This window comes from Streptomyces sp. NPDC054757, from assembly GCF_053612185.1.
On the sequence record NZ_JBSHBW010000010.1, the window covers coordinates 139,644 to 159,288 of the forward strand.

19 protein-coding genes and 1 pseudogene are annotated in these 19,645 nt (G+C 72.1%); 9 read left to right on the forward strand and 11 right to left on the reverse strand.

Features of this window, described 5'->3' with window-relative positions:
- The first annotated feature begins 41 nt into the window (after positions 1–41).
- Positions 42–827: a DeoR/GlpR family DNA-binding transcription regulator gene (locus tag ACWGKJ_RS15170; RefSeq protein WP_385016809.1), complete on the forward strand. Its 786-nt coding sequence runs from the start codon at positions 42–44 to the stop codon at positions 825–827.
- On the opposite strand, the gene ACWGKJ_RS15175 is transcribed toward ACWGKJ_RS15170, so the two are convergent.
- The 6 genes from ACWGKJ_RS15175 to ACWGKJ_RS15200 form a co-directional block, all read right to left on the reverse strand.
- Complete coding sequence (locus tag ACWGKJ_RS15175; protein ID WP_385016806.1) at positions 814–2,013, reverse strand: Gfo/Idh/MocA family protein; 1,200 nt, start codon at positions 2,011–2,013, stop codon at positions 814–816. The genes ACWGKJ_RS15170 and ACWGKJ_RS15175 overlap by 14 nt on opposite strands.
- A gap of 302 nt (positions 2,014–2,315) precedes the next feature.
- The gene (locus ACWGKJ_RS15180) at positions 2,316–2,987 is read right to left on the reverse strand and encodes a 4'-phosphopantetheinyl transferase family protein (protein ID WP_385017081.1); all 672 of its coding nucleotides are present in this window, start codon (positions 2,985–2,987) and stop codon (positions 2,316–2,318) included.
- Between the two features lie 391 nt (positions 2,988–3,378).
- Positions 3,379–3,786 (reverse strand): peptide-methionine (R)-S-oxide reductase MsrB, encoded by a 408-nt coding sequence (gene msrB / locus ACWGKJ_RS15185; RefSeq protein WP_385016803.1) that lies wholly within the window; start codon positions 3,784–3,786, stop codon positions 3,379–3,381.
- A gap of 9 nt (positions 3,787–3,795) precedes the next feature.
- Positions 3,796–5,190: a UDP-N-acetylmuramate--L-alanine ligase gene (gene murC / locus ACWGKJ_RS15190; RefSeq protein ID WP_385016800.1), complete on the reverse strand. Its 1,395-nt coding sequence runs from the start codon at positions 5,188–5,190 to the stop codon at positions 3,796–3,798.
- A gap of 47 nt (positions 5,191–5,237) precedes the next feature.
- Positions 5,238–5,708: an indole-3-glycerol phosphate synthase gene (locus ACWGKJ_RS15195; RefSeq protein ID WP_385016797.1), complete on the reverse strand. Its 471-nt coding sequence runs from the start codon at positions 5,706–5,708 to the stop codon at positions 5,238–5,240.
- Positions 5,709–5,813: 105 nt separating this feature from the next.
- The gene (locus ACWGKJ_RS15200) at positions 5,814–6,611 is read right to left on the reverse strand and encodes a pyrimidine reductase family protein (RefSeq protein ID WP_385016794.1); all 798 of its coding nucleotides are present in this window, start codon (positions 6,609–6,611) and stop codon (positions 5,814–5,816) included.
- An 8-nt stretch (positions 6,612–6,619) separates the two neighbouring features.
- On the opposite strand from ACWGKJ_RS15200, the gene zapE reads away from it, so the two are divergent.
- Positions 6,620–7,717 carry a cell division protein ZapE gene (zapE, locus tag ACWGKJ_RS15205; protein ID WP_385016791.1) on the forward strand — a complete coding sequence of 366 codons (1,098 nt, stop codon included), beginning with the start codon at positions 6,620–6,622 and terminating at the stop codon, positions 7,715–7,717.
- Positions 7,718–7,748: 31 nt separating this feature from the next.
- Positions 7,749–8,174, forward strand: a complete 426-nt coding sequence (locus tag ACWGKJ_RS15210; protein ID WP_385016788.1) for an OsmC family protein — start codon at positions 7,749–7,751, stop codon at positions 8,172–8,174.
- Positions 8,175–8,225: 51 nt separating this feature from the next.
- Here the strand turns inward: ACWGKJ_RS15210 and ACWGKJ_RS15215 are convergent, their stop codons facing one another.
- Positions 8,226–8,411 carry a hypothetical protein gene (locus ACWGKJ_RS15215; RefSeq protein ID WP_385016785.1) on the reverse strand — a complete coding sequence of 62 codons (186 nt, stop codon included), beginning with the start codon at positions 8,409–8,411 and terminating at the stop codon, positions 8,226–8,228.
- A gap of 87 nt (positions 8,412–8,498) precedes the next feature.
- The gene (locus ACWGKJ_RS15220) at positions 8,499–9,176 is read right to left on the reverse strand and encodes an AIM24 family protein (protein ID WP_385016782.1); all 678 of its coding nucleotides are present in this window, start codon (positions 9,174–9,176) and stop codon (positions 8,499–8,501) included.
- Positions 9,177–9,345: 169 nt separating this feature from the next.
- On the opposite strand from ACWGKJ_RS15220, the gene ACWGKJ_RS15225 reads away from it, so the two are divergent.
- The 4 genes and pseudogenes from ACWGKJ_RS15225 to ACWGKJ_RS15240 all read left to right on the forward strand — a co-directional run bounded on the left by ACWGKJ_RS15225 (position 9,346) and on the right by ACWGKJ_RS15240 (position 13,874).
- Positions 9,346–10,077, forward strand: a complete 732-nt coding sequence (locus tag ACWGKJ_RS15225) for a peptidyl-tRNA hydrolase (RefSeq protein WP_385016779.1) — start codon at positions 9,346–9,348, stop codon at positions 10,075–10,077.
- 72 nt (positions 10,078–10,149) lie between these two features.
- Positions 10,150–10,383 (forward strand): annotated as a pseudogene (locus ACWGKJ_RS15230) (hypothetical protein); the annotation flags it as partial.
- A gap of 92 nt (positions 10,384–10,475) precedes the next feature.
- Positions 10,476–12,071 (forward strand): multinuclear nonheme iron-dependent oxidase, encoded by a 1,596-nt coding sequence (locus tag ACWGKJ_RS15235; RefSeq protein ID WP_385016777.1) that lies wholly within the window; start codon positions 10,476–10,478, stop codon positions 12,069–12,071.
- 147 nt (positions 12,072–12,218) lie between these two features.
- Complete coding sequence (locus ACWGKJ_RS15240; protein ID WP_453315745.1) at positions 12,219–13,874, forward strand: alpha/beta hydrolase; 1,656 nt, start codon at positions 12,219–12,221, stop codon at positions 13,872–13,874.
- Between the two features lie 30 nt (positions 13,875–13,904).
- Here ACWGKJ_RS15240 and hemQ read toward each other — a convergent pair whose 3' ends face one another.
- Complete coding sequence (gene hemQ, locus ACWGKJ_RS15245; RefSeq protein WP_385023838.1) at positions 13,905–14,642, reverse strand: hydrogen peroxide-dependent heme synthase; 738 nt, start codon at positions 14,640–14,642, stop codon at positions 13,905–13,907.
- A gap of 4 nt (positions 14,643–14,646) precedes the next feature.
- The gene (hemG, locus tag ACWGKJ_RS15250; RefSeq protein WP_385023840.1) at positions 14,647–16,068 is read right to left on the reverse strand and encodes a protoporphyrinogen oxidase; all 1,422 of its coding nucleotides are present in this window, start codon (positions 16,066–16,068) and stop codon (positions 14,647–14,649) included.
- A gap of 133 nt (positions 16,069–16,201) precedes the next feature.
- Here hemG and ACWGKJ_RS15255 point away from each other — a divergent pair, with 133 nt between their 5' ends.
- A complete protein-coding gene (locus ACWGKJ_RS15255) occupies positions 16,202–17,599 on the forward strand; it encodes an FAD-dependent oxidoreductase (RefSeq protein ID WP_385023842.1) in 1,398 nt (465 codons plus the stop codon).
- Positions 17,600–17,681: 82 nt separating this feature from the next.
- Here ACWGKJ_RS15255 and hemE read toward each other — a convergent pair whose 3' ends face one another.
- Positions 17,682–18,746: a uroporphyrinogen decarboxylase gene (gene hemE / locus ACWGKJ_RS15260; protein ID WP_385023844.1), complete on the reverse strand. Its 1,065-nt coding sequence runs from the start codon at positions 18,744–18,746 to the stop codon at positions 17,682–17,684.
- Between the two features lie 92 nt (positions 18,747–18,838).
- Between hemE and ACWGKJ_RS15265 the strand changes: the two genes are divergently transcribed.
- Positions 18,839–19,498, forward strand: a complete 660-nt coding sequence (locus tag ACWGKJ_RS15265; RefSeq protein ID WP_385023846.1) for a DUF3000 domain-containing protein — start codon at positions 18,839–18,841, stop codon at positions 19,496–19,498.
- Positions 19,499–19,645: the final 147 nt, after the last annotated feature.

The following is a 19,645-nucleotide window of genomic DNA, read 5'->3' on the forward strand; positions in this document are numbered from 1 at the left end:
GTTAAGGTCACAGCGTTCCACCGAAGAGGAGAGTGCGAGAGATGTCCCAGTCCCGCGACGCGCGTTGGAAGGCACTCCTGGAACTGCTCGTCGAGCAGGGCCGCCTCGATGTCGAAGCGGCGGCCCTCGCGCTCGACGTCTCGGCCGCCACCATCAGGCGTGATTTCGACCAGCTCGCCCAGCAGCAGATGCTGGTGCGCACCCGCGGCGGCGCCGTCGTCCACGGTGTCAGCTACGAACTCCCGCTCCGCTACAAGACGGCCCGGCGCGCCTCCGAGAAGCAGCGCATCGCGCAGGCCGTCGCCGAGCTGATCACCGCGGGCGAGGCGGTCGGCCTGACCGGCGGCACCACCACGACCGAGGTGGCCCGCGCGCTCGCCGTCCGGCCCGACCTGGCGTCCGGCACCCCGGCGCTCACGGTCGTGACCAACGCGCTGAACATCGCCAACGAGCTTGCGATCAGGCCCCAGTTCAAGATCGTGGTGACCGGCGGAGTGGCCCGCCCCCAGTCGTACGAGCTGACGGGCCCGCTCGCCGACGGGGTACTCGGCCAGATCACCATGGACACCGCCGTGCTGGGGGTGAACGGCTTCGACGCCGTTCACGGCGCCGCCGCCCACCACGAGGACGAGGCGGGCATCAACCGGCTGCTGTGCGAGCGCGCCGAGCGGGTGGTCGTCGCGGCCGACTCCAGCAAGCTCGGCACCCGCGCCTTCGCCAGGATCTGCACCACCGACCAGGTCGACACCCTGGTCACGGACACCGGCATCGGCGAGGAGATGACAGGTCTCTTCACCGATGCCGGTGTCGAGGTCATCGCGGTGTGATCCCCGTGACCCCGTCCCGCTGCTGGCCCGACTCGAAGTAGGCGATCAGCTCCGGGTCCAGCGGCGGCACGTCGTACGGTGTGCCGCCGGAGCGCACCGACTGCGTGGCCATCACTCCGGCGGCCACACTCATCCGGGCGGCGACCGGTGAAGTGTCGGTCACCCCGCCGTCCCTGACGAAGCGGCAGAACTCGCCGATGATCCGCTCGTCCGAACCGCCATGGGAGCCCTTCGACTCCGGCACCCGGTAGACCGCGTCGGCGTCCGCCCGGTAGCCGGTCGGCCCGGTGTTCCAGACCTTGACCTCGTCGCCCGGCCGGTCGCCGAAGTTCTCCAGCCGGCCCTCGGTCCCGATGACCGTGTAGTTGCGGAAGTAGTCCGGGGTGAAGTGGCACTGCTGGTACGCGGCGATCACGCCGTTGTCCAGCCGCATGTTCATGACGGACACATCCTCGACGTCCACCACGTGGTGGAGGTCCTTGCGGGTGGCCGGCGGCCAGTCGAACTCCCGCAGCCAGCCGTCGGGCCGGGGGGTGCCCGGCTCGCGGCGCGGCAGGTCCCCGTACATCATCAGGTCGCCCATGGCGTTGACCCGCGAGGTGTAGCCGTTCGCCAGCCAGTGCACCACGTCGATGTCGTGCGCGGCCTTCTGGAGCAGCAGCCCGGTGGTGCGGGTGCGGTCGGCGTGCCAGTCCTTGAAGTAGTAGTCGCCGCCGTACGAGACGAAGTGCCGTACCCACACGGTCTTCGGCTCGCCGATGTCGCCGCGCGCGATGATGTCGCGCATCAGCCGCACCACACCCATGTGCCGCATGTTGTGGCCGACGTACAGCCGGGTGCCGGTCTCGTAGGCGGTGCGCAGGATGGTGTCGCACTGCTCGACGGTGATGCCGAGCGGCTTCTCCACGTAGACCGGGATGCCCGCGCGCAGGATGTCGCAGGCGACGGCTTCGTGGGTGTCGTCGGGGGTGGCCACGACGACGGCGTCCACGGTGTCGCCGTCGAGCAGCTTGCGGTAGTCGTCCACCGCGGTGGCCCCGGCGAACCGGTCCGCCACGGTGGCCCGCACCGCGGCATCGGTGTCGGCGACGGCGGCCACGACGGACCCGGCGCCGGGACGGTGGGCGGCATCGGCCAGATTGGCCCGCAGCCCGAGGCCGACCACGCCGATACGGAGGTCTTGCATGGTGCTCCTTGAACTCAGTTGTGCGGATGCGGTGGTGGTACGGCCCGTCGCCTGCTGGTCAGCTCAGCGGAATCTGGTGGTCCGGCCTGCCAAGATGCCCTGATCCTGCACCGCCCTCGCCATAAATGACAAGAGCTGATTGGAAAAACCTCGCTTAGCGCAGTTACGAGCACGCTTCACGCACCATTCGAGCACGAGGTGACCTCTGACCTGCCCGGCGGGGTCACTTCGGCCGCGCCCGGACGGCAGCAGCGGGACGGAGGACGCCCGGTACCGGCCGGCGGCACACCCGGGTACGGGAGTCAGTGGCCGACAGTGACAGCCGTACGGATCAGTCCGTGCCGGACCGTCCAGGTCCCCTCGAACCCGGTGAGCCGCTCCCCCGCGACCTCGGGCCCCGGCACCAGCAGCCGTGCGGTGAAGGTGCCCGCAGCCGGGTCCGGGGTGATCACGGCCTCGTCGAAGCCGAGCCAGCGGCCGGTGAGCGGGTACCACGCCTTGTACACGCTCTCCTTGGCGCTGAAGAGCAGCCGGTCCCAGCAGATCTCCGGGTGCCTGGCGGCCAGCTCGGGCAGATACCGCCGCTCCTCGTCCACGGTGACCAGCCGCAGCTCGCCCCCGCCCGGCATCGGGAGGTGGGGTTCGGCGTCCAGCCCCAGCGACACGACGTCGGACGCGCGCGCCACGGCGGCGGCCCGGTAGCCGGCGCAGTGCGTCAGGGCGCCGACGGTCCCGGCGGGCCACAGCGGCTCACCCCGTACACCGCGCAGGATGGCGGCGGGTGCCACCCCGAGCTGCGCCAGCGCCGCACGGGCACAGGCCCGCGCCGTCGCGAACTCGGCCCTGCGGGAGGGCACGGCGCGCGCCACCACCTGCTCCTCACCGGGGAACAGCGGAGCCGTACCGGCCGGATCCCCGTAGGACTCGACCAGCACCACAGGACCGCTCTCCGGCTCCCCCGCCCCCGGGGCCATCGGCCCGAAGCTGCCGGTCCGCAGACCGGGCCCGGGGATCTCCCCCGGCTGTGTCGCACGCATGGTCAGATCCTCAACCTGCCGGGGAGCACGGACAGTTGGCGGTCTCCTCGGTGGGGAAGTACCGGAAGAAGATGCGGACTCATACCGGTGATTCTGCGGCTCGGGGCGCCCATGTGGCCACCTCGGGTGTCTTCCGCCGGCGGAGGGAACACGCACGGCAAGGGCGGAACGGGCACGCGCGGCACCGAGCGGAACGGGCACGGGCGGGGCCCCGCGCGGAAGAGACACGGGCGGGGCCCCGCGCGGAAGAGACACGGGCGGGGCCCCGCGCGGAAGAGACACGGGCGGGGCCCCGCGGCACCGGGCCGGGGGGCCCTGCCCTGCACACTCAGCCCGCGTCCGGCGTCAGCCGCAGCGAGATGGAGTTGATGCAGTACCGCTGATCGGTCGGGGTCGGATAGCCCTCACCCTCGAAGACATGGCCCAGATGCGAGCCGCACTTCGCGCAGCGCACCTCGATCCGGCGCATCCCGTGCGAACGGTCCTCGATCAGTTCGACCGCGTCCGTGTCTTTCGGGTCGTAGAAGGACGGCCAGCCGCAGTGCGACTCGAATTTGGTGTCCGAGCGGAAGAGTTCGGCCCCGCAGGCCCGGCAGGAGTAGACGCCGGTCGTCTTCGTGTCCGTGTACTCACCGACGAAGGCGGGCTCAGTGCCGGCCTTGCGCAGCACGGCGTACTCCGCTTCGGACAGCTCCGCCCGCCACTGCTCGTCCGGCTTCTCGATGTCGTACGGCATGGCGCTCCCTCAGCTCGACAGGTGGTCCAGAATCCGCGGGCCGAGGTCGGTGACATCGCCCGCTCCCATGGTGAGAACGAGATCACCGGGCTTCGCCATTCCCGCCACGGTCCCGGGGACCTGCTCCTTGTCGTGGACGGCCGTGACGTCGGCGCCCGCCGCGCGGGCGGCGTCGATGATCAGCTCGCTGGTGATGCCGGGGATCGGGTCCTCGCGGGCCGGGTAGATGTCCAGCACCAGCGAGGCGTCCGCGAGACGCAGCGCCTGTCCCATCTCGATGCCCAGCTCCTGGGTGCGGGAGAAGAGGTGGGGCTGGAAGACCACCAGAATCCGTGAGTCACCGACCGCGCCGCGCATGGCTTCGAGGTCGGCGGTCATCTCGGTGGGGTGGTGGGCGTACGAGTCGACGACCTGGACGCCCGCCGCCTCGCCCTTCAGCTGGAGGCGGCGCTTGACCCCGGTGTACTTGCCGAGCGCGGACGCCAGATTGTGCGCCGGGATACCGAGGGCGACACCGGCGGCCAGCGCGGCGACCGCGTTGTGGGCGTAGTGGCTGCCCGGTACGGAGACCGTGAAGGTCAGGAGCTTCCCGTTGAGCAGGACGGTGACCTCACTGGTCAGACCGCGGGGGGTGACCTTGTGGACCCGGACGTCGGCCGTCTCCGACGCGCCGTAGGTGACGACCTTCAGTGTGGAGAGGTCACGGATCCGGGAGGTCAGCTCGACCGCACCCGGCTGGTCGGCGTTGATCACCAGGGTGCCGCCCGGGACGACCTTGCCCACGAAGGTCTCGAAGGAGTCGTAGATCTCGTCCATCGAGGCGTAGTTGGCGTGGTGGTCCAGCTCGACGTTGAGGACGACGGCGACCTCGGGGTCGTACTTCTGGAAGCTGCGGTCGCTCTCGTCGGCCTCCGCGACGAAGATGTCGCCCGCGCCGTGCCGGGCGTTGGTGCCCGGCCCTGCGAGGTCCCCGCCGATCGCGTACGCCGGGTCGAGGGCGAGTTCGGTCAGCGCCACCGCGAGCATCGAGGTGGTCGTGGTCTTGCCGTGCGTGCCGGCCACCGCGATGGAGCGCAGGCCCCGCATCAGCGAGGCGAGCGCGTCGGAGCGGTGCACCACCGGGATGGACAGCTCCGCCGCACGGACCAGCTCCGGGTTGTCCTCGCGGATGGCGCTGGAGACGACGACGCAGGTCGCGTCGGACGCCAGATTCTCCGCCGCGTGCCCGACGTGCACCGTCACACCCAGCGCGCGGAGCGCTTCGGCGGCCGGGGAGTCGCGGGCGTCGCTGCCCGCCACCCGGGCGCCGCGCTGGGCGAGGATCTTCGCGATGCCCGACATCCCGGCGCCGCCGATGCCGATGAAGTGCGGTCGGGCCAGGGCGGCCGGGCTGCCGGGTGCCATACGGGTGTCTCCCCAAGCTGTGCGTCTGCGTGCTGGAAGGTCCCAGCCTATTCGCTGTGCGCGAAGAGTTTGAGCACCGGTACGCCGACCTTGTGACGGGCCCGCGACGCCCAGTCCCGGTGGAAGAACTCCTCCACGTAGTGCGGTGCGGTCAGCACGATCACCTCATCGGCCGACTGCTCCCCGACCACGGTCTGCAGCACGTCGAGCGGATGCTCCTCGACCACCCGGCCGGCCGCCTCGCAGCCGGTGGCCCGCAGCGACTCCAGCGACCGCAGGAGCGCGGACTCTGCGGGGATCCTCGCCTCCTGCCCCTCGGGCACCTCGTTCTCCCGGCCCACCTCGTCCAGTTCGCCCAGGGCCACGTCGTCGATCGCCCGGAGCAGGAAGTCCGCCTGATCGCCGCGGGGCTGCATGAGAACGATGAAGGAGACGGACTCATCGCCGTGCAGCGTCGTCACGAACTCCACGTCCTCGGACGTCAGAGGCTTCTCGATCATCAATACGCTCGTGAACAACTGAGGACCCTTCTGCTGAAACCATCCTTCCCCGTGCCCGCACGGGGTCTGCGAGGTTAAGTCTGCCCACAGAACGGAAAGCGGAACGGGAGATTCCGCAGATTGTCAGATCCGAAGGTATCGGGCGAAAAGGAACCCGGCCTCCTCCAGCAGCCCGGCCAGGGCGAACCGCTCGGGCACCGCGAGCCCCGGACCGCCGACGATGCGCTGGGCATCACCCGATGTGAGCACCGGCGAGAGCGTGAGGCACAGCTCGTCCAGCACCCCGGCCGCCACGAACTGGCCGAGCATCCGCGGCCCGCCCTCGGTCAGCAGCCGCCGGAAACCGAGCGCGGCCAGCTCCCCTACGGCCCGGCGCGGGTCCACCCCCTGGGCGTCCCCCGCGATCACGACCCGCGCACCCGCCCGCCGGGCCGCCTCCATCCGGTCCGGCGGAGCGCCCGCGCCGGTGACGACCAGGGTCGGCACGGGCGGAGCGGTGAACAGCGGCAGCGAGAAGTCCAGCTCCAGGCTCGCGCTGACCACCGCGATGGCGGGCGCCGGGCCCTGGCCGGCCGCGGCACGCCGTCCGGCGAACGCGGCCCGCGCCTTCGCCGGGCGGTACCCCTCCAGACGTACGGTCTCCGCACCGACCACCACCACATCGGCGAGCGCGCGCAGCGTGCCGAAGATCCGCATGTCCGTCTCGGTCGAGATCGGCTGCGAGCGCCCTTCGTGCTGGGCGGCGCCGTCGAGCGAGGAGACCATGTTGGCGCGCAGCCACGCCCGGCCGGGCCCGGTGTCCGCGGGGTACGCGTAGGCCTCGGCGAGGTCGTCCAGACTCCACTCCTGAGCGGTCCCGCCGGGGCGCTCCGTTCCGGGAGCGGCAGCTGTCTGGTCGGTCACAGGGAGCAGGCGTCGCATGTCAGGCAGTGTGGCACGGCGCTTACCCTGGGGTTGTGTCGTCGCCCATAGCTGAAGTGGTCCCCCAGTCCCTGTGCGCCCGCGAGCCGCGCGTCCCCGCCGACCGCCTGGTCGCGGAGATGGTGCCGCCGCCGCGTTTCGACTCGGTCCGCTTCGATACGTACGTACCGGACCCGAACCAGCCGAGCCAGCGCGAGGCGGTGACCGTGCTCAGCGACTTCGCCGCCGGGCTGGGCGGGGCGACGGCGGGCGGCCCCGGCCGCAAGCGCTGGTTCGGCGGCCGCAGGGCCGCCGCGCCCACGGGGCCGAGCGGGGTCTATCTCGACGGTGGTTACGGCGTCGGCAAGACCCATCTGCTCGCCTCCCTCTGGCACGCGACGCCCGCCCCCGCCGAGCGCAAGGCGTTCGGCACCTTCGTGGAACTGACCAATCTGGTCGGCGCGCTGGGCTTTCAGCAGACCGTGCAGACGCTGAGCGGCCATCGGCTGCTCTGCATCGACGAGTTCGAGCTGGACGACCCCGGCGACACCGTCCTGGTCTCCTCGCTGCTCAGCAGGCTGGTCGAGGCGGGCGTCGCGCTCGCCGCCACCTCCAACACGCTGCCCGGCAAGCTCGGCGAGGGCCGGTTCGCGGCGGCCGACTTCCTGCGCGAGATCCAGGGGCTCTCGGCCCACTTCAGGCCGCTGCGGATCGACGGTGAGGACTACCGCCACCGGGGTCTGCCCGAGGCCCCGGCGCCGTACGACGACGAGCAGGTCACCAAGGCGGCGTACGCGACCCGCGGCGCCTCGCTCGACCCCTTCCCCGCCCTTCTCGACCATGTCGCCCGGATCCACCCGAGCCGCTACGGCGCGCTGACCGAGGGCCTCACGGCGGTCTGCCTCACCGGGGTGCGGCCGGTGGACGACCAGTCGACGGCGCTGCGTCTGGTCGTGCTCGCCGACCGGCTCTACGACCGCGAGGTGCCGGTCCTCGCATCGGGTCTCCCCTTCGACCGGCTCTTCAGCGACGAGATGCTGAACGGCGGATACCGGAAGAAGTACTTCCGGGCGATCTCCCGGCTGACGGCGCTGGCGCGCGACGCGAAGCCTCTGGTGGCCAAGTAGGTTGGAGCTCCGCCACCAGAAGGGATGCACCATGGCCACCACGCGTGTCGCTCATACGGTCTGGGAGGGCGAGCTCTTCAAGGGCTCGGGCACCGTCACCTTCGACACATCGGGCATCGGCGACTACCCGGTCACCTGGGCCTCCCGCGCCGAGACGGCGAACGGCAGGACCAGCCCGGAGGAGCTCATCGCGGCCGCCCACTCCAGCTGCTTCTCGATGGCCCTCTCCAACGGCCTGACCGGCGCGGGCAATCCGCCCGCCAGGCTGACCACAAAGGCCGAGGTCACCTTCCAGCCGGGCGAGGGCATCACCGGTATCCACCTCACCGTGGAGGGCGACGTCCCCGGCCTCGACGCGGACGGCTTCACCGCGGCGGCCGAGGACGCGAAGGCCAACTGCCCGGTCAGCCAGGCCCTCACGGGTACGAAGATCACGCTCACCGCCACGCTGAGCTGAGCCGACGCGCCGCGCCGGCCGGGCCACCCCGGCCGGCCTCTGCGTCCGCTCTCAGCCGGAGCAGGCCGTCCGGCCCGCCTCCTGCCACTCGCAGACCGGGCAGAGCGTGGCACCGCGCGTCGACTCCGGGTACTCGGTCGGCTTGCGGCACAGCACGCACTCGGCGTACGGCGGACCGCCCGGTACCGCTTCGGAAGCGGGGGCGGCGGCCGGCGTCTCGCAGTAGGACTCGTCCATGCGTACGAGCCTACTCAGCCCCGGCGCCACCCGGCCCGGCCCCGTACTGCTGCGGTTCGGTGCTGCTGCGGCCCACCGCTTCGAGTCTCAGTGCTGCTGCGGCTTCTCGGGCCTGGCCTCGCTCGGCCGTACGATCACGAATCCCTCGCCCTGCAGCATCAGCTGGACGGCCTCGCCCGAGCCGCCGCGGATCATGGAGCCGATCGACTGCGAGCGGTGCAGCGAGGTCTGCAGATGGGCGGACCAGCCGACGACCGCGTCGGTGTCGACGTAGACCGGCTGCTGCGGGCTGACCGGGATGACGATGGGGTTGCCCTCACAGATCAGCCCAAGTTTGCCGTACCCGGTGAAGAGGCTGTTGAAGAGGCCGCCCCCGGCGATGCCCGAGCCCTTCACCGTCTTGATCTCGTACGAGAGGGTGGAGTCGAAGCACAGTACGTTGCGGCCGTTGATGGTGAGTGCGTCGCCCTGCTCGACGTCGACGATGAAGCAGTTCGCCGCTTCGTGCGCGAACCATGCCTCGCCCTGTCCGGTGACGGACATCAGCGGCAGACCCTCACCCGTGACGGCCCGCTTGAGCATCCCGCCTATGCCCTGGCCCTTGCGCTCGAACTGGAGATTCCCCCGGAAAGCGATCATCGCGCCCTGCCGCGCCAGCATGTCACCGTTGACGGTGTACTTGATCGACTTGGCGTTCTGCAGGGTCATGCCGGGGGCGGTCGCCTGCTGGGCCATGTTCTCGGTCTGGAACAGATCGCTCTTCATGGAGGCATCTTCACCCGGAAGATTCCCTTCCGCCAAGAATCCGCCGTATCCCACCGGGAATCCGGGGCCCCGGGGAATCCGAGGGGAGCACCGGGGGGATGGCGGGAGGGCCGGCCCGACGGGGAATCCGCGGCGAGTCCGTCACGGAGTGGCTGGCAGACTGGGGCGGGTGAGCAGCAACGACAGCCCTTTCCGCGCGGAGCCGACGGCACGCGACGAAGCCCCGCAGTTCGTCCTTCCGCTGGTGGTCCACATCGAGAAGACCGACCCCCCGGCGCGGACGGACGCCCTGGAGACGTCGGCGCGTGCGGTGCTGGTGATGCTGTCGGACGAGCGGTCGGTGGGCGACGGCGAGTGGGCGCGGGCGATGGCGGACTGGCAGGACGCCCGGATCCGCAAGGTCGTACGGCGGGCGCGGGGCGCCGAGTGGCGCAGGGCGTCGGCGCTGCCCGGCATCACGGTCACCGGGTCCACGGCCGAGGTGCGGGTCTTCCCGCCGGTCCCGCTGGACGGCTGGCCGAAGGAGCTGGCGAAGCTCCAGGTCAGCGGGACCGACCTGGACGATCCCGGGCCGCTCCCCGAGCCCGGCCCGGCCGCGCCTGTCATCTGGCTCAACCCGGAAGTCGACATGTCGGCCGGCAAGTCGATGGCGCAGACCGGCCATGGTGCCCAGCTCGCCTGGTGGGAGCTCACGGACGCCGAGCGGGAAGCATGGCGGGCGGCCGGATTCCCGCTGTCGGTGCGGACGGCGACCCCCGGACACTGGGCCGGACTGACCGCGAGCGGACTCCCTGTCGTGCATGACGCGGGGTTCACCGAGATCGCGCCCGGGGAGACCGTCGCGGTCGAAGGGGGCAGCCGCTTCTGCCCCCTCCAGCGTGGACTGCGCCCGGCTCAGTAGCGGCGTTCGCCGAGCGCGGCAGAGTTCGGGTTTCCGGCTTCAACGCGCCTGTCGGAGAACGGAGTTCGAGCACCACCGGACCGCGTCCTGATGGTCGCGGCCCACGCCTGGGATCTGCGCGGGGCCCAGGCGGTGGGCATGCGGACCGCCTACGTCCAGCGGCCCGGCGGGGACTCTCCGCGGAAGACCGACGCCTTCGACTGGTACGCGGACAGCCTGGACGAGTTGGCCACCGTACTGATGGCGGACCGGGCTCCCTGGATCCCCCGTCGAAGTGCTGTCTGTCGCCCCTGGAACCTCAAATGAAGCTCTGAACGTCCCACCCGGTGGATTCACCGTGGCCCCGCGGGGTCATCACCCCTGCACGCGCCGCGGCAGCGGCAGCGGAGGGGGACACCATGGAGAAGCTGGGAACCGGTATCGGGTGGCGGCCGGAGATCGCCGCGGCGGTGGAGGAGCTGCCGGGCATCGACTGGGTCGAGGTGGTCGCGGAGAACCTCTGCCCCAGCCATGTCCCGGACTCCCTGCTGCGGCTGCGCGAGCGCGGTGTGACGGTCGTTCCGCACGGGGTGTCGCTGGGGATCGGCGGGGCCGAGCGCCCGGCAGCCGACCGGCTCGCGGCGCTGGCCGAGCGGGCGCTTCTGCTGGAGGCACCGCTGGTCACGGAGCACATCGCGTTCGTCAGGGCGGGCGGCCCGCTCACCGCGTCGCCCGGTCTGGAAGCGGGCCATCTGCTGCCGGTTCCGCGCACCTGGGACGCACTGCATGTGCTCTGCGAGAACGTCCGGATGGCCCAGGACGCGTTGCCGGTCCCGCTCGCCCTGGAGAACATCGCCGCGTTGATCTCCTGGCCCGACGAGGAGCTGACGGAGGGGCAGTTCCTGGCGGAACTGGTGGAGCGCACCGGCGTTCGGCTGCTGATCGACGTGGCCAACCTCCACACCAACCACGTGAACCGCGGCGAGGACCCCGCGGCCGCCCTGGACGAGCTCCCGGTGGAGGCCATCGCGTACGTCCATGTCGCGGGCGGGGTGGAGAAGAACGGCGTCTGGCACGACACCCACGCCCACCCGGTGACCGCACCGGTCCTCGGCGTACTGGCCCAGCTGCGGGACCGGGTGGACCCGCCCGGTGTCCTGCTGGAGCGGGACGACGACTTCCCTCCGGCGGCGGAACTGGGCGCCGAACTGTCCGCGATACGGGCGACCCTCGCCGCCGGGGGCAACGCACGGGCCCCGCGAGAGACCGCGTCGGACGCCGTACCGGAGACCGTGCCGCTCCGGAGCACGGCGGGCAACACGAGCAGCACGGACACCACGCGGATCGCGAGCACCACCGGCATCGCGAGCACTGCGGACACCACGAGCACCACGCGCACCGGGTCCGGAACGACGCCCGCGGAGGCCCGGTCGGCCCAGGCGCCGAAGGCGGAGCCGGTGCCGGAAGCGGAGCCGGTACCGGAAGCGGAGCCGGTACCGGAAGCGGAGCCGGTACCGGCGGCAGCCTCCACCCCAGCCAGCACCGCCAACAGCGCCCCCGCTCCTGCTCCCGCTCGTGTCGGCGCCCCCGCTTCCACCGACGCCGCCCGGCAGCGGCTCGCCCTCGCGGAGACCGCGCTGCTCTCCGCCCTGGTGGCGGGCACCCCGGCACCCGAGGGGTTCGACACCCGCCGGCTGGGGGTGCAGAGCCGGGCGCTGGCCGCCAAGCGCGCCGACGTCGTGAAACAGGTCGCCCCCGAACTGCCCGCCCTCCTCGGCGCCGGGTACCGGCCCGCCTTCCTGGCGTACGCCAAGTCCCGCCCGATGAGCGGCGGTTACCGGCGCGACGCCCTCGACTTCGCGGAGCAGCTGCTCCGCAGCGGACAACCCGCCGACGCCGAGGCCCGGCGCCGGCTCACCCTCTGGTGGCAGGACCGGTCGGCTCCGCGCCGGCCGACCAGGGCCGCCAGGCTCGCCCGCGCGGCCCGCGCCCGGCTGAGCCGCGCATACCGGTGACCCCGGCGCCACCGGTCGGCGGGCCCGGCGGGGGTCGGCCGGCGTCAGCTGGGGGGCAATGACACCGACACCGCCGAGCGGTCCTTTACAACGCCGACTACCGGACGAATTATCCCTTTTATTCAGCAGCCGTACGAAGGGGACCCGATGAAGGCAGTCGCGCTGTACGGAACAGCCGGTGTTCTGGTGCTCTCGGGCCTCACCGCCCTGGCCGCGGCCCCGCCCGGCAGCGCGGACACCTCGGCAGGCCCGCACATGGAGGGCGTCAACGCAGCGGGCACCGCCACAGCCCCCGCCGCCGGCACAGCCGAAGCCGCGGGCACCCTGGCCGCCGCCACCAGGGCCGCCGCCGCGGGGATCGCCTTCGGCGCCTGCCCGAAGAGCGAGGGGCTGCCCGCGTCCGTGCGGTGCGGCAGCATCCGGGTCCCGCTCGACTACGCCCGGCCTGACGGCGAACAAATCTCACTGACCGTCAGCAGGGCGCACGCCACCGGCAAACCCGCCGACCGCCAGGGCGCCCTGATCTACAACCCGGGCGGCCCCGGCGCGTCCAGCATGTTCTTCCCGATGGCCACCGCGGTCCCCGCGTGGAAGCCGCTGGCCGCCGCGTACGACCTGGTGGGGTACGCCCCACGCGGGGTCGGGCGCTCGGCGCCGCTCTCCTGCGAGGACCCGGCCCGGTACGCGAAGCCTCCGACCACGGCCCCGATCCATCCGTCGGAGGCGTTCAAGCAGAAGAAGATCGCCGAGGCCAAGGCGTACGCCGAGGGCTGCGCGGACCGGGCGGGTCCGGCGCTGCGGCAGTACAACTCGCTGAACAACGCCCGTGACCTGGATGTGCTGCGGGCCGCGCTGGGCGAGCGGAAGCTGACCTTCATGGGCGCCTCCTACGGCACGTACTTCGGTGCGGTCTACGCGACGCTCTTCCCCTCGCACGTACGCCGGATGGTCTTCGACTCCGCGGTCGACCCCGACCCCGCCAAGATCTGGTACCGCGACAACCTCGACCAGTCACTCGCCTTCGAGCGCCGCTGGACGGACTTCCGCACCTGGGTCGCGCTCCACGACAAGGCGTACCACCTGGGAACCGACGCGTCCGATGTGCTGGCCGGTTACGAGACGGCGCGCGCCCGGCTCGCGGAACACCCGGCCGGCGGTGTCGGCCCCGCACAGCTGCAGAGCGCCTTTCTCCAGGCCGGTTACTACGACGACGTCTGGCCGGCCACCGCCAGGGCGCTCGCGCGGTATCTGCGGGGCGATCCGAAGCCGCTGATCAAGCTGGCCGCGCCGGACCCGGCGACGGCGAAGGCGGACGAGAACGGCACGGCTGTCTACACGGCCGTCGAGTGCAACGACGCGCAGTGGCCTGCCGACTGGCGGGTCTGGGACGCCGACAACACCGCGCTGGCGCGCCGGGCGCCCTTCGAGACCTGGGACAACGTCTGGATGAATCTGCCGTGCGCCTACTGGCCCGCACCCCGGCAGCAGCCGCTCGATGTGCGCAGCTCGGACGGCGCGCTGCCGCCGACGCTGATCCTGGCGGCGGAGCGGGACGCGGCCACCCCCTACCCGGGGGCGCTGGAGCTCCAGCGGCGGCTGCGCGGGTCGGTCCTGATCACGGAACGGGGCGCGGGTACGCATGGCATCGGCGGCGGCCCCAACACCTGTGTCAACAGGTACCTGGACGACTATCTGCTGACGGGGCGGACGCCGGTGCGGCGCGCTTCATGCGCGCCGCACCCGCTGCCGGACCCGGTGTCGCTGGAGAAACGGACGCTGCCGCGGCCGCGGCCCGTTCTCTGATCTTCCGGGTCATGGACGACCGGGCTTGCCTCAGGCGAGCCCGGCCACCAGGTCGGCGACCGACTTGCGCCGGCCGGTGAAGAAGGGGACCTCTTCGCGTACGTGCATCCGAGTCTCGGAGCCCCGCAGATGACGCATCAGGTCCACGATGCGGTACAGCTCGTCGGCCTCGAAGGCGAGCAGCCACTCGTAGTCGCCGAGCGAGAAGGAGGCCACGGTGTTGGCCCGTACGTCCGGGTAGCCGCGGGCCATCCTGCCGTGCTCGGCGAGCATCCGGCGGCGGTCCTCGTCGGCCAGCAGGTACCAGTCGTAGGACCGTACGAAGGGGTACACCGAGATGTAGTCGCGGGGGGTCTCGTCGGCGAGGAACGCCGGGATGTGCGACTTGTTGAACTCGGCGGGGCGGTGCAGCGCCATGTTCGACCAGACCGGCTCGACCGCGCGGCCGAGGCGGGTGCGGCGGAAGAGGTTGTACGCGGTCTGGAGCTCGTCCGCGGTCTCAGCGTGCCACCAGATCATCAGGTCCGCGTCGGCGCGCAGCCCGGAGACGTCGTACGTGCCGCGGACGGTGATGTCCTTGGCGGCGAGCTGGTCGAACAGTTCCTGGACCTCACCGGCCACCGCGGTGCGGTCGGTGTCGCCGGGGAGCACGTCGCGCAGCTTGAAGACGGACCACAGCGTGTAGCGCACGACCTCGTTGAGGTCCTTCGCCTTCTTGCCCGCGTTCGGGGCCTTGGGGGACGTCACGGTCTCCGGTGCATCAGTCATGCCGCTATTCTCCCGCGCCGCCGGTGGTGCCCGACGCCAGGGTTGCTGTGATCTCCTTCGCAGCCCGCCCGGCGCTCGCCACACAGGCCGGGATGCCCACCCCGTCGTAGGCGGCGCCGCAGATCCGCAGCCCCGGCAGGGCGCCGACCGCCGCCCGCACCCGGGCCACCCGGGCGAGATGGCCGACCGGGTACTGGGGCAGCCCGCCGATCCACCGGGTCACCTCGGTGGCGACCGGTTTCGCCGTGAGTCCGACGGCCTCGCCCAGGTCGTGCAACGAGAGGTCCACCAGGTCGGCGTCCTCGCGGTGCAGATGCTCCTCGTCGCCGTAGCGGCCCAGCGAGGTCCGCAGCACGACGAGATCCGGGTCGGCGTCCGACCAGGCCCACTTACGGCTGGAGAAGGTGGACGCCTTGATGGCGTGGCCGTCCACGGGCGGTACGAGGAAGCCCGTCGATTCGGGGAGCCGCAGCTCCGTACGGCGGAAGGCCAGGGTGACCAGCGACATCGAGGCGTACTCGACGGCGGCCAGCTCGGCGGAGGCGGCGGGCGCCTCACCGGCCAGCAGCGCGGAGGCCGCCCAGGCGGGTACGGCGAGCACCACGGCGTCCGCGTCGAGGGTGCGGCCGCCGTCCTGTCCGCCGGTGCGGATCAGCCAGCCGTCCGGGGTGCGCCGCAGCTCCAGCGCGGGCCGGTGCAGCAGGACTTCGCCGCCCCCGGCGCGTACCGCGTCGGCCACGGCGACCGGAAGCGTGCCGATGCCGCCGTCGATGCCCATGAAGACCGGGCCGGACGCGGGAGCGGTGCGCTGCTGGAGCGAGCGCACCGCGGCGCCGAGCGTGGGGTTGCCGCGTGCGGCCTCGTAGAGCGCGGGGACGGCGGCGCGCATCGAGGTGCGGTAGACGTCGCCCGCGTAGACCCCGCCGAGCAGCGGCTCGACCAGCCGGTCGACGACCTCGCGGCCCATCCGGGCGGCCACGTACTCGCCCAGTGCGATGTCCTCGCCGATGTCGGCGGGCGGCAGCTCGGCGTCCCGGCCGATACGGCGCAGCCCCTCGTCGGAGAGCACACCGCCGAGCCCGTCCGGGCCGGCCGGTACGCCCATCACATGGCCGGTGGGCATCGGGGTCAGCGCGCCCCTGTTCCAGAGGGCGGCGCCGCTGGTGGCCGGCGGCTGGAGCGCGTCGCCCAGTCCTGCCTCACGCGCGAGGGCCACCGCCTCCGGGCGCCGGGCGAGCATCGACTCGGCGCCGAGGTCGACCCGTACGCCCTCGATCTCGCCGGTGTGGAGCTTCCCGCCGACCCGGCCCGCCCCCTCCAGGACCGTGACCCGGGCCCCGGTGCCGACCAGCCGGTGGGCTGCCGCGAGACCCGAGATCCCGCCTCCGACGACGACGACATGGGGCGTACGCGTGTCCGCATTCATGCCCCCACCCTCTCAAATCGGTTCCGGGGGTCCGACATGACGGTCCGGAACCGGCTCACCGACCGGAGAGAGGGCAGGAAGTCCGGTACGAAGAGCGGTGGACGAAGCGGTGACAGGCCCGGAGGTAGAGGCAATGGCAGTGGAACGACTAGTGGTCATCGGCGGGGACGCGGCAGGGATGGCAGCCGCATCCCAGGCCCGCAGGCTCAGGGGCCCCGATGAGCTGGAGATCATCGCCTTCGAGCGCTCTCCGTTCACCTCGTTCTCCGCGTGCGGCATCCCCTACTGGGTCGGCGGTGAGGTCGGCGAGCGGGACGATCTCGTCGCCCGCACCCCCGCTGAGCACCGCGCCCGTTCGATCGATCTGCGGATGCGGACCGAGGTGACGGAGATCGACGTCGGGGGGCAGCGGGTGCACGCCCGCGACCTGGAATCGGGGGCGGCCGGCTGGACGGCGTACGACAAGCTCGTCATCGCCACAGGAGCGCGTCCGGTGCGTCCCCCGCTGCCCGGTATCGACGCGCCGGGTGTGCACGGTGTGCAGACGCTGGGCGACGGCCAGGCCCTGATCGAGTCGCTGCGGGCGGCGTCCGGCAGCCGCGCGGTCATCGTGGGGGCCGGATACATCGGCGTCGAGATGGCGGAGGCGCTGCTGCACCGCGGGTACGAGGTGACGGTCCTGACCCGTGCCGCCCAGCCGATGTCCACGCTCGACCCGGACATGGGGAAGCTGGTCCATGACGCGATGGACGGCATGGGCATCTCCACGGTGACCGGCGCCGAGGTCACCGCCATCCGCACGGACGAGCGGGGACGGGCCCGCGCGGTCGCCACCGACGACGCCGAATACCCGGCGGACATCGTGGTCCTGGGGATCGGCGTGGAACCCCAGACCGGCCTCGCCGCCGCCGCGGGGCTGCCGCTGGGCGAGTACGGCGGGCTGCTGACCGATCTGTCGATGCGGGTGCGCGGGCACCGGAACATCTGGGCGGGCGGCGACTGCGTCGAGGTGCTCGACCTGGTCTCGGGCCGCACCCGGCACATCGCCCTCGGCACCCACGCGAACAAGCACGGCCAGATCATCGGATCGAACGTGGGCGGCGGGTACGGCACGTTTCCCGGTGTCGTCGGTACGGCGGTGAGCAAGGTCTGCGACCTGGAGATCGGCAGGACCGGACTGCGGGAGAAGGACGCGGACGCGGCCGGGCTGCGGTACGTCACGGCGACCATCGAGTCGACCCACAGCGCCGGTTACTACCCGGGCGCGGCCGTGATGACGGTGAAGATGCTCGCCGAGCTGCGGACCGGGCGGCTGCTCGGCACCCAGATCGTGGGGCGGGAGGGCGCGGCGAAGCGGGTGGACATCGCGGCCGTCGCACTCACCGCGGGGATGACGGTGGAGCAGATGGTCACGCTGGACCTGGGGTACGCGCCGCCGTTCTCACCGGTCTGGGACCCGGTGCTGGTCGCCGCGCGGAAGGCGGTCACCGAGGTGCGCCGGGCGGGGATGCAGCAGGGCGGAACCGCGTAAGCAGGAGGGACGCCAGGGCTCACGGCCCTGGGTGTGCCGAACGGTCGGGGCCGTCCGGCACACCGGGAACGGAGCTGGGCGTTCAGCGGGCCGTGTGGGTGTGGACGTACTCCACCAGCCGGGTCAGCGCGTCGGGATCGGTCGTCGGAAGGACGCCGTGGCCGAGGTTGAAGACATGGCCCTCAAGACCGGCCGCCGCGGCCAGCACCTCGTCGGCCTTGGCCGCGACGGCCTCCGGGGTGGAGAAGAGGACGGCCGGGTCGAGGTTGCCCTGGAGCGCCTTGCCGGGGCCGACCCGCCGGGCCGCCTCGTCCATCGGCACCCGCCAGTCGACGCCGACGACATCCGCGCCGGCCTCCCCCATCAGCCCGAGCAGCTCACCGGTGCCGACACCGAAGTGGATGCGCGGCACCCCGTACGGCGCCACCGCGTCGAAGACCTTCGCCGAAGCGGGCATCACCGAGCGCCGGTAGTCGGCCGGAGCGAGCGCGCCCACCCAGGAGTCGAAGAGCTGGACGGCGCTCGCACCCGCCTCGATCTGGATCCGGAGGAAGGCGGCGGTGATCCCGGCGAGCCGGTCGAGCAGCTCGGCCCAGAGCTCCGGTTCGCCGTACATCATGGCCTTGGTGTGCTCGTGGTTGCGGGACGGGCCGCCCTCCACGAGGTAGCTCGCGAGCGTGAAGGGCGCACCGGCGAACCCGATGAGCGGGGTGTTCCCCAGCTCGGCGGTGAGCATGCCCATCGCCTCGGTGACGTACCAGACGTCGGCAGGCTCAAGGTCACGCAGTTGCGCGAGGTCGGCGCGGGTGCGGACCGGCCGGGCGATCACCGGGCCGACCCCGGGCTTGATGTCGAGGTCGATCCCGATGGCCTTGAGCGGTACGACGATGTCGCTGAAGTAGATCGCGGCGTCCACCTTGTGGCGGCGGACCGGCTGGAGAGTGATCTCCGTGATCAGGTCGGGCCGCGTGCACGAGTCGAGCATCGCGATCCCCTCGCGCACCTTCAGGTACTCGGGGAGTGAGCGGCCGGCCTGCCGCATGAACCAGACAGGGGTGTGCGGCACCGGCTCACGCCTGCAGGCCTTGAGGAAGGCGGAGTCGGCTGTCGGGTTCTGGGCGCCCAGAGGGCGGTCGTTGACACTCACGCGGAGAAGTTTCGCATGTGCGGGGGAAGCCGTTTCCCCGGCCCGGGTGTCCCTCCGCACGCAACTGCGTCGTTCCGCCTAGTCTTCCCCGCATGGCTGCGGCTCAGGAACGATTTTCAGATGGCGCTGACGGTGCGAACGGCACGGAGACGGACTCCGTCCCGCCCGTCCCGCCCGAGTTCAGGCAGGCGGTCGACGCCTTGCAGTCGGCGCGCCTGCGGCCGGAGATGGAGATCGACCCGACCAAGCCGCCGCGCAAGCTCGCACCGTACGCCTACGCGCTGGAGGCCGCGGTCGTCGAGGACGACAACGACCTGGCCGACGGCAGGCTCGTCCTGCTGCACGACCCGGCCGGGCACGACGCCTGGCAGGGGTCCTTCCGGCTGGTGACACTGGTCCGCGCCGAGCTGGAACCCGAGATGGCCGCCGACCCGCTGCTGCCCGAGGTCTGCTGGTCGTGGCTGACGGGCGCGCTGCAGGGGCGCGGACTGTCGTACGGGGAGGCCAGCGGCACCGTCACACGGGCCGGTTCGCACTATTTCGGCGGCCTCGCGGAGCGCAAGCCGGCGACCCAGATCGAGATCCGGGCCTCCTGGACCCCGCGTGAGGGGCTGGGCGGGGTGCCGGACACCGGGGCACACCTGGCCGCCTGGTGCGATCTGCTCTGCCAGATCGCCGGGCTGCCGCCGGTCGGACCGCCGGACGCCGGGGTGGTCTCGCTGCCGCAGCGCCGCGGACCACGCACCCACTGAGCCGCGCCCCCACCGGACCGTCACGCCCCTGCCACCGCACCCACCGGACCGTCACGCCCCTGCCACCGCACCCGCCGGACCGCCGTGGCCCCCTCTGCCGACGCGCGCCCACCGAACCCACCGCACCCACCGCACCGCCTCGGTCCC

Coding starts and splice junctions, on each gene's coding strand:
- ACWGKJ_RS15170 (WP_385016809.1), top strand. CDS start 42: ATGTCCCAGTCCCGCGACGCGCGTTGGAAGGCACTCCTGGAACTGCTC.
- ACWGKJ_RS15175 (WP_385016806.1), bottom strand. CDS start 2,013: ATGCAAGACCTCCGTATCGGCGTGGTCGGCCTCGGGCTGCGGGCCAAT.
- ACWGKJ_RS15180 (WP_385017081.1), bottom strand. CDS start 2,987: ATGGCCCCGGGGGCGGGGGAGCCGGAGAGCGGTCCTGTGGTGCTGGTC.
- msrB (WP_385016803.1), bottom strand. CDS start 3,786: ATGCCGTACGACATCGAGAAGCCGGACGAGCAGTGGCGGGCGGAGCTG.
- murC (WP_385016800.1), bottom strand. CDS start 5,190: ATGGCACCCGGCAGCCCGGCCGCCCTGGCCCGACCGCACTTCATCGGC.
- ACWGKJ_RS15200 (WP_385016794.1), bottom strand. CDS start 6,611: ATGCGACGCCTGCTCCCTGTGACCGACCAGACAGCTGCCGCTCCCGGA.
- ACWGKJ_RS15210 (WP_385016788.1), top strand. CDS start 7,749: ATGGCCACCACGCGTGTCGCTCATACGGTCTGGGAGGGCGAGCTCTTC.
- ACWGKJ_RS15215 (WP_385016785.1), bottom strand. CDS start 8,411: ATGGACGAGTCCTACTGCGAGACGCCGGCCGCCGCCCCCGCTTCCGAA.
- ACWGKJ_RS15220 (WP_385016782.1), bottom strand. CDS start 9,176: ATGAAGAGCGATCTGTTCCAGACCGAGAACATGGCCCAGCAGGCGACC.
- ACWGKJ_RS15235 (WP_385016777.1), top strand. CDS start 10,476: ATGGAGAAGCTGGGAACCGGTATCGGGTGGCGGCCGGAGATCGCCGCG.
- ACWGKJ_RS15240 (WP_453315745.1), top strand. CDS start 12,219: ATGAAGGCAGTCGCGCTGTACGGAACAGCCGGTGTTCTGGTGCTCTCG.
- hemQ (WP_385023838.1), bottom strand. CDS start 14,642: ATGACTGATGCACCGGAGACCGTGACGTCCCCCAAGGCCCCGAACGCG.
- hemG (WP_385023840.1), bottom strand. CDS start 16,068: ATGAATGCGGACACGCGTACGCCCCATGTCGTCGTCGTCGGAGGCGGG.
- ACWGKJ_RS15255 (WP_385023842.1), top strand. CDS start 16,202: ATGGCAGTGGAACGACTAGTGGTCATCGGCGGGGACGCGGCAGGGATG.
- ACWGKJ_RS15265 (WP_385023846.1), top strand. CDS start 18,839: ATGGCTGCGGCTCAGGAACGATTTTCAGATGGCGCTGACGGTGCGAAC.